The organism is Mesorhizobium sp. Root695 (assembly GCF_001428185.1).
GTDB lineage: Bacteria > Pseudomonadota > Alphaproteobacteria > Rhizobiales > Rhizobiaceae > Mesorhizobium.
Genome location: NZ_LMHO01000011.1, coordinates 158026 through 164960, shown reverse-complemented (window position 1 = coordinate 164960; position 6935 = coordinate 158026). Strand labels below are relative to the sequence as shown.

5 protein-coding genes and 2 pseudogenes are annotated in these 6935 nt (G+C 59.3%); 4 read left to right on the top strand and 3 right to left on the bottom strand.

Translation table 11 applies throughout. The features are described from left to right. The 3 genes and pseudogenes from ASD99_RS32150 to ASD99_RS13100 all read right to left on the bottom strand — a co-directional run. Positions 1–231: pseudogene (locus ASD99_RS32150) on the bottom strand (IS481 family transposase); the annotation flags it as partial. 57 nt (positions 232–288) lie between these two features. After that, entirely contained in the window at positions 289–903 is a 615-nt protein-coding gene (gene fixJ / locus ASD99_RS13105; protein ID WP_057143892.1) for a response regulator FixJ, read from the bottom strand. Then, positions 893–2380: a PAS domain S-box protein gene (locus ASD99_RS13100; protein WP_244482788.1), complete on the bottom strand. Its 1488-nt coding sequence runs from the start codon at positions 2378–2380 to the stop codon at positions 893–895. Before ASD99_RS13100 ends, fixJ begins: the two co-directional genes overlap by 11 nt. A gap of 245 nt (positions 2381–2625) precedes the next feature. Here ASD99_RS13100 and ASD99_RS13095 point away from each other — a divergent pair, with 245 nt between their 5' ends. From ASD99_RS13095 to ASD99_RS13085, 4 genes and pseudogenes are all read left to right on the top strand, one after another. Beyond that, complete coding sequence (locus ASD99_RS13095) at positions 2626–3438, top strand: universal stress protein (RefSeq protein WP_057143891.1); 813 nt, start codon at positions 2626–2628, stop codon at positions 3436–3438. After that, complete coding sequence (gene mgtA, locus ASD99_RS13090; RefSeq protein ID WP_057143890.1) at positions 3438–6068, top strand: magnesium-translocating P-type ATPase; 2631 nt, start codon at positions 3438–3440, stop codon at positions 6066–6068. Before ASD99_RS13095 ends, mgtA begins: the two co-directional genes overlap by 1 nt. 23 nt (positions 6069–6091) lie before the next feature. Then, positions 6092–6545: pseudogene (locus ASD99_RS32145) on the top strand (NUDIX domain-containing protein). A 114-nt stretch (positions 6546–6659) separates the two neighbouring features. Next, on the top strand, positions 6660–6929 hold the full coding sequence (locus ASD99_RS13085; protein WP_057143889.1) for a DUF6455 family protein: 270 nt from the start codon (positions 6660–6662) through the stop codon (positions 6927–6929). Positions 6930–6935: the final 6 nt, after the last annotated feature.

The window sequence follows — 6935 nt, the reverse complement described above, 5'->3', positions numbered from 1 at the left end:
CTTCCGAAAAGCCACGATGACTGCTTCTTCCTCAAGCGACAGGACCGTTGATTTCGGATCTTTCGGGCCAGTCGGAAGATCCGCAACGGACGTGCGCTTCTTCCATTTGGCAACGGTCTTCTGATTGATGCCGTAGCGCTTCGAAAGCGCTCTCAGGCTCTCTTCACTATTCTGTATTGCTCGACGGACTGCCTCTGTCGTCGTGGCGCTGCCATGTAGAATCTGTCCCACAGTGCATCCCTCCATTCCAAGGAAAATAATGCACCATCAAAGCTCGGGATCAAACACCTAGGGTCTGGATTCCACGATCAGCGCCATGCGCACAAGATGTGAAAGGCTGGCCGCGCCCATCTTGCTCATAACGTTGGCGCGATGGATCTCGACTGTGCGCGGGCTGATTCCAAGATCATAGGCGATGGTCTTGTTGGGCAGACCCGACACAAGCCCGTCCAGCACCTGCCGCTCGCGTTCTGACAGGGTCGCCAGACGCCCGCGGATTTCCGTAGACTGCGGATGCGCTGCATTCGCCTGGTTGCGGTTGGCCAACGCGGAGCGAATCGAGCCAATCAGCATCTCGTCGTCGAACGGCTTTTCGATGAAATCGGAAGCGCCTTCCTTCATTGCCTGAACGGCGAGCGCCACATCGGCATGGCCCGTCATAACGATCACCGGAATTGTATGTCCGCTTGCTCTGAGCTGGCGCATGAACTCGATGCCGTCTATGCCCGGCATGCGTACGTCGGTGACGATGCAGCCGTCGAGACTGCGCGGCGCCGTCGACAGAAAAGCTGTGGCCGATTCGTGCAGGCGCACAGCGAAGTCCGCTGTGGCCAGAAGAAAACCGAGCGACTTGCGAACATCGACGTCGTCGTCGACAACATGGACCAGATCACTATCGGCCATTGGAAACCTCGTCTTTCCCCACGATGCGCAAGGTGAACCGAAAGGCGGTTCCGCCGGCCTGCATTGCCTCGGCCCATATGTGGCCGCCATGCGATTCAACGATGGTGCGGCAAATGGAAAGGCCGACACCCATGCCTTGCTTCTTGGTGGTTACAAATGGCTGGAAAAGTTGTGCCGAGATCTCCGGCGCGAGGCCTGGGCCAGTATCGATCACGCTCACCTCGGCCATCCCATCATCCCGGGCAACGGTTGTGACTTTCAATTCGCGGCGAGGCGCGTCCTGCATGGCCTCCACCGCGTTGCGCATCAGGTTGAGCAGAACCTGCTGAATCTGGATGCGGTCGGTCAAGACCAGTTCGGCGGCAGGGTCAAGCTTGTAGCTGACGAGGACATTTACCTCCCTTGCACCGACCAGGGCGAGCGACGAGGCTTCCTCGATCAGAGCCGGCAGTCGTTCGACCTGACGCTCGCTTTCGCCCCTTGCAACAAAATCCCTCAGATGGCGGATGACGTCTCCTGCCCGCAGGGCCTGCTCAGCTGCCTTGTCCACGGCATCCCGCAGCATAGGCGCGTTCTCTTCCGTACTCTTCTCGAGCAGCCGACGACTGCCCTTGAGGTAGTTTGTGATCGCGGTGAGCGGCTGGTTGATCTCATGTGCAAGCGTCGAAGCCATTTCGCCGAGTGCGGTAAACCTCGCCATGTGAAGGAGTTCCTGCTGTTGCTCCTGGATTCTTGCTTCTGCCCGGTGGCGTTCGGTCAGGTCGCGGCAGAAGCCGGTAAAGAAGCGTCCGGTTCCCGGATGCATCTCGCCGACGGAAAGCTCCATCGGGAAAGTCGTGCCATCCTTGCGTGCCCCGGTAACGGTGCGGCCGAGCCCGATGATCCGGCGCTCTCCCGTCGTCAGGTAGCGAAGCAGATAGGCATCATGCTCGTCGCGATAGGGTGAAGGCATCAGCATATTGACGTTTTTACCAATGACCTCGCCTGACTGATAGCCGAACAGCGTTTCGGCAGCGGTGCTAAACGACTGGATCCGGCCCTGTTCGTCGATGACGACCATCGCGTCCGGCACTGTTGCCAGGATCGATCGCAAATGGTCCTCACGCAGCCGAAGCGCGGCGTTTGCAAAGGAGAGTTCGCTGACATCCGTCCCCTCGATGAAGATCGCGGTGATACGGCCATCGTCAGCCTTGATCGGTTGATAGACAAAATCAAGGATGCGCTCTTCTGCCGGTCCGTCGGCTTTGTTGCGAAGGCCAACCTTCACCCCATGACCCCTATAGGGCTCGCCAGTCGTGTACACATGGTCCAGATGTTCGAAAAACTCATCTCCTTCGAGCTCGGGAAAGGCGTCCCGCACTGATTTTCCGATCACTTGCCTGTTGCCGATCAATCGCTGGTAGGCGGCATTGGTCAGCTCGAAAACGTGACCTGGTTCGCGCATGAGCGCAATAAAGCCCGGAGCCTGATCGAACATTCGTGACAAGAGTGATTTCAGTGTCGTCCCGACTGGCGCTTCGTCTTGGATCACCTGAGGTTCCTGGGTTCGAGACGGTGCTACTGGGGCTAACTATCACTTCTCGCCGCACACGCAAAACGGATCGAGACGTTTTCGGACGCAGATGCGGTTGGCGGTTGGCGGTCCTTGACGCGCATCAAGGCATTGAGCGCTCGCGAATGCAATTCATTACGCATTGCATCGTTTCAGCGAAAGGCGCCGTAATGTCCTATAAGTCAATTATCGTGAACCTCGCCATCGATGCGACTCCCGCACCCATTGTGCGGGTCGGGATCGAACTTGCCGAACGATTTGGAGCCCATCTTATCGGCTTGGCGGCAGCTGATGTCCCGCCGCTGGTCGCGACAGGCGACGGCATGGTCTACGAAGGCGAGATCATGCAGATTCAAAGAACGGAAATCGAAAAGCGGCTTGCCGAATTGCGTGAAGTGTTCGAGAGGCTGGTGCCAGCTTCGATTACAAGCGAATGGGGACAAGCCGTCTGCAGTCCGACCCGGTTCCTCAGCGTTTCGGCCAGGGCGGCCGACCTCATCGTCACCGGCGGCGGATATGGAGACAACGTCTTTCGCGCTGTGGATATCGGCAGCCTTGCACTCGGTGCCGGGCGGCCAGTCCTGGTCACCGCAGGCAATGTAGAACACATCCTTGCGAAAACCGTGCTGGTTGCCTGGAAGGACACCAGGGAGGCGAGACGGGCGGTGGCAGATGCGCTGCCCTTTTTGGCCAAGGCCAACGAGGTTGTCGTCGCCACGATAGACACCAACCGCGATGAGAGCTGTCGTGACAGCCTTGACGATGTCGCCGCTTTTCTTGAACACCATGGCATCAAGGCGCGAACTGAGCTGATCGCCGGCGAGGCTGACGGCGACCGGTTGCTAACATTCGCACGCTCGATCCATGCGGACCTCATCGTCTCTGGCGCCTATGGCCATAGCCGCTTGCGGGAATGGGCGTTTGGTGGCGTCACCCGCACGCTGATCGAAGAGAGCGGCATCAACCGTTTCATGTCGTATTGATGATAGGCGAAGCTGACCAGCAATCCGTCTCGCCAGAGGACGGTGCCTATTGGTCGATCGAGACCAATGACCTCCTGCTACGCCTTGAGACCTCAGCCTCGGGGCTTGCTTCGTCCGAAGCGGCATCGAGGCTCGCAAAATTCGGCCGAAACACACCGGCGGCGACGTCAAGCGCGTCGGCCTTGGCAGTGTTTGCCCGCCAGTTCCGGAGCCCGCTGGTCCTGATCCTCATTTTCGCGGCCAGCGTATCGGCCTTCGTCGGGGAGGGCCAGGAGGCTGCGATCATCGGCGCGATCGTGCTGGCAAGCTGCGTCCTGAGCTTCACCCAGGAGTACGGTGCGTCGCGGGCGACCGAAGCACTGAAACAGCGTATTTCGCGCAGAGCTATTGTGTTGCGTGACGGCGTAGAGTGCTCGGTTGCTGCCGAAGACATCGTACCGGGCGACGTGATCCGCCTCTCGGCCGGAAACCTCATTCCTGCGGACGGTGTCATTCTGGACGCGCGCGATTTCAATGTCAGCGAGGCCGTGCTGACCGGCGAAACCTTTCCCGTCGTGAAGGCGCCGGGGCGGTCGGCGCGCGAGGCTTCGGTGGCACAGCGCAGCAATGCGGTTTTCACGGGCACTTCGGTTCGCAGCGGCACAGCAACCGTGCTTGCGGCAGCGACCGGCCCCGGCACTGAATTCGCATCGATCGCTGCTGCCCTGGAGCGCCAAATCCCCGAAACCGGGTTTGCCCGGGGCATAAGACTGTTCGGCTATCTGATGACCGAGATCATGCTGGCGATTGTCATCCTGGTGTTCTTCGCCAACCTGATGCTGCATCGCCCACTGATTGAATCGCTGCTGTTTTCGCTGGCATTGGCGGTTGGTCTTACACCGGAACTCCTTCCGGCCATCATCAGTGTGACGCTGGCTAGAGGGGCTCGCGCGATGGCTGCCAATGGCGTCATCGTGCGCCGTCTCGACGCCATCGAGAATCTGGGCAGCATGGACGTGCTCTGCACCGACAAGACCGGCACGCTGACGGAAGGCGTGATCCACCTAGACGGATGGCTTGACGTCGACGGCAATGCGTCAACCGACATCCTGCTTTGGGCACGTCTCAACGCAACCTTGCAGACCGGACTGAAGAACCCGCTGGACGAGGCGATCGCCGGTGCACCGGGCAAAGGCGCATCATTGGCCGCTTTCACCAAGGTTGACGAGATCCCTTATGATTTCATTCGCAAGCGCCTATCCGTTGTTGTGCGGACCAAGGATGCCGAAGATCTTCTAATCACCAAAGGCGCCGTACTAAATGTCCTCGAAACGTGCGGCTTCGTCAGCACGGCGAAAGGGCTGGAACCCCTCGATGAGAAGCAGCGTGCGGCGATCGACGAAAAATTCCGGCGCTGGAGCGCGGATGGCTATCGCGTTCTGGGCCTGGCAATTCGTCGATTTGAGAGCCGGAAAACGTTCAGTAGGAAAGACGAAATCGATCTCGTCTTCGCGGGCTTCCTGCTTTTCCTCGACCCGCCAAAGGAAGGAGTCGAGAAGACGCTTGCCGAGCTCGCCCACCGCGGCATCGCGGTAAAAGTCATTTCGGGCGACAACCGGTACGTTGCCGCACATCTTGCCCAAGCGGTCGGCTTGCCCCTCGACAGAATCATGACCGGCGAGGAACTTTCGAAATTGACGAAGAGCGCGCTCTTTGCGGGCGTGCAGCACACCGATCTCTTCGTCGAGATCGATCCCAACCAGAAGGAGCGCATCGTTCAGGCCTTGCGGAGCAGGGGCCATGTCGTTGGTTACCTTGGCGACGGCATCAATGATGCGCCCGCCCTTCATGAGGCAGACATAGGCATCTCGGTCGACACCGCTGTCGATGTCGCGCGCGAAGCGGCCGATATTATCCTTCTCAAGCAAGATCTGGGCGTGCTCGTGCGCGGCGTCGACGACGGCCGCAAGACATTCGCCAATACGATGAAATATATTTCAATCACCACCAGCGCCAATTTCGGCAACATGATCAGCATGGCTGTCGCCTCGCTGTTCCTGCCTTTCCTGCCGCTTCTGGCAAAGCAGATCCTGCTCAACAATTTCCTTTCTGACGTTCCTTCGCTCGCCATCGCAAGCGACAACGTCGATGCCGACCAACTGCGCCAGCCTCGCCACTGGGACATCCGATTTGTGCGACGGTTCATGATCAGCTTTGGCCTGGTCAGTTCGCTGTTCGACTTTGCGACCTTCGCGTTCCTTCTGTTCTTCGCGCATGTCACGGAGGCCGCATTCCAGACTGCCTGGTTTGTCGAGTCGCTGCTGACGGAGCTTGCTATCGTGCTCATTGTGCGCACCCACAGCGCTTTCTGGGCGAGCCGCCCAAGCCCGTTACTCGCCTGGCTTACATTGGGTGTCGGGATTGTCGCGATCATGATCCCCTATCTGCCGTTTGCAGCCCGGTTCGGCTTCGTGCCCTTGCCGCTCCCCGTGCTTGCCGGGCTTGTCGCAATCACCTCGCTCTATCTGTTGGCCTCGGAGGCGACCAAGCGCTTGTTTTTCGGACAAAAGAGCCGCCAGTCGCACCGGAAGGGGGCGGAGCAGCTGATCGACAGAGGGCCAAAGGTTCATGCGGGCTATCCCAGATCATAGGCCGCGTGGGGAGGCTTGACGCGATGATGAGAAGAAGCGCGGGCATTCTGCCCTATCGTAGATCGCCAAGGCGCTGCAGGTGCTGCTCGTCCATCCGGGCGGCCCATTCTGACAAAGCCGCGATCTTGACGCCCGGTCCATCGCCAAGGGCGAGTTCGACGAAAGCGACCTTCCAGAAGCCGCGGCGCGGCGCGAACTCACGGAAGAGACGGGCTGGGAGCCCAAGGGAGCCCTGGTCAATTTGGGTGAGTTGCGCCAGCGAAGAAGCAAACTCATCACTGCTTTCGCGCTGAAGGCGATTTCGACACCGCGACGTTGCGCAGCAACATATTCGAGATGGAACGGCCACGACGTAGCTGCCGCGTGCAGTCGTTTCCCGAGGTGGACCGTGGTGAATGGCTGGATCTAGACCTTGCCCGGGAAAAACCTCTTGCTGGTCAGCGGCCCTTTCTCGACCGCCTTGTCGCTTCGGTTTAGCGCCATGCTTCCTGTTGAGCGCTCAGGGGTTGGCAATGATGCCGTCTGTTGATCGAGATCAACGCCGCCGGCCGCCAACAGTGCAATGATGGCCAGTAGGCAAGAGCGATCAACATGACCCTTCTCGATTACCTGATTTCAGTCGACGCCAGAACCGCTTTGATGGGTCGCATGATGCAGAAGCTCGGGGTCGACAAACAATTGAAATCGGTGCCGGACCATGCGGGCGTCACCAATCGGGCGGTGGACCGCTGTCGTTCTTGCGGGCATCAGGATGATTGCTCGACCTGGCTTGACGAACATCAGCAAGCAGATGTTCCGCCAGATTACTGTCGCAACCGCGACCTAATCGCACGACTGCAGGACGCAGCCGGCCAATCGTAGTGCATC